The sequence below is a fragment of the Thalassotalea fusca genome (genome assembly GCF_053485835.1).
In genome coordinates this window covers 1-1259 of the sequence record NZ_JBQRUN010000042.1, presented here as the reverse complement: position 1 = coordinate 1259, position 1259 = coordinate 1, and the positions used below count along the sequence as shown (strand labels likewise).

The 1259-nt window shown below is 42.2% G+C and carries 1 protein-coding gene; it reads right to left on the bottom strand.

Annotation, left to right across the window (positions count from 1 at the left end):
* Nucleotides 1-8: 8 nt before the first annotated feature.
* Nucleotides 9-1186 (bottom strand): IS3 family transposase gene (locus ACSLUK_RS19900; RefSeq protein WP_448550544.1). Its coding sequence is split into 2 segments (ribosomal slippage): nucleotides 9-919 and nucleotides 919-1186, totalling 1179 coding nucleotides; the frame shifts between segments, so codons are not numbered across the junction.
* Nucleotides 1187-1259: the final 73 nt, after the last annotated feature.

The following is a 1259-nucleotide window of genomic DNA, read 5'->3' as shown; positions in this document are numbered from 1 at the left end:
TGTAGTGGTCAAGTAAAATTGGCCACGGTTTTATAGTTTTCCCAGTATCTTTTTTCAGATTCGTTTGGAGTTAAGCCTCCGTTGTATTGATGCGGTCGCAATTGATTATAGTAACCCACAATATATCGAATGATTTCTTGTTGAGCTTGCACTATGTTGCAATAACCAGAGACTGGTATCCATTCTGTTTTCAAGCTTCTAAAGAATCGCTCCATCGGGCTATTGTCCCAACAATTACCTCGCCTTGATAAACTTTGCTTCATCTGGAAACGCCAGATTAGTTGCCGATAGTAACGACTGGTGTAGTGGCTACCTTGGTCGCTGTGGAACATAACCCCTTTGGGTTTTCCTCGCGATTCATAAGCCATTTTAAGTGCTTTTCCAGTCAGCTTGCTGTCTGGAGATAGCGACATTGCCCAACCAATAGGTTTGCGTGCAAATAAGTCGACAACAACCGCTAAATACATCCATCTGTTTCCCACCCACACATATGTAACATCACCTACCCAGACTTGATTAGGCTGCACAACAGCAAATTGCCTCTCCAAGTGATTGGGAATATTAATGTGCTCTTTGTTCGCCTTGCGATATTGATGTCTAGGTATCTGGCAGCTAACCAGATTCATGGCTTTCATCAATTTACTTGCACGATAACGCGATAATTTAATTCCTTGTGCTGTTACCATGCCCGCAATACTTCGAGCACCCGCTGAGCCATGGCTTGCTGCGTACACTTCCTTCACTAAACTGCGTAGTTTTACCAGTTCTGGAGAAATAACCTTCTTTCTACTACGCCAGTATTTGTAACTGCTACGGTGGATATTGAACACTTTACACAACATTGTCACGCTGTAGCTCCGTCTGAGTTTCTCTATTATCGAGAATTGTTCAATGAGTCCGACATCAACAGAGCTGTAGCCTTTTTTAGTATTTCGTTGTGCTGTTCAATTTGTGCTAGCTTCTTTTTTAGCTCACGAATTTCTATTTGCTCTGGTGTCATGGGAGAGGCTTTGGGTGATATACCTTGACGCTCTTTTCTGAGTTGTCGCACCCAATTATCCATCGTTGATTTGCCAACATTCATCGCTTTCGCAGCTTCAATCACAGAATAATTTTGGTCGAGCACTAATTGGGCAGCTTCTAGTTTGAATTCTGCGCTAAATGTACGTCTGGTTCTTTTAGTCATTGTTTCACCTGTAAGTTCATAAGGTGTATATTAACACCTCTAATCAGGTGGCCAAATTAACTATGCCACTACA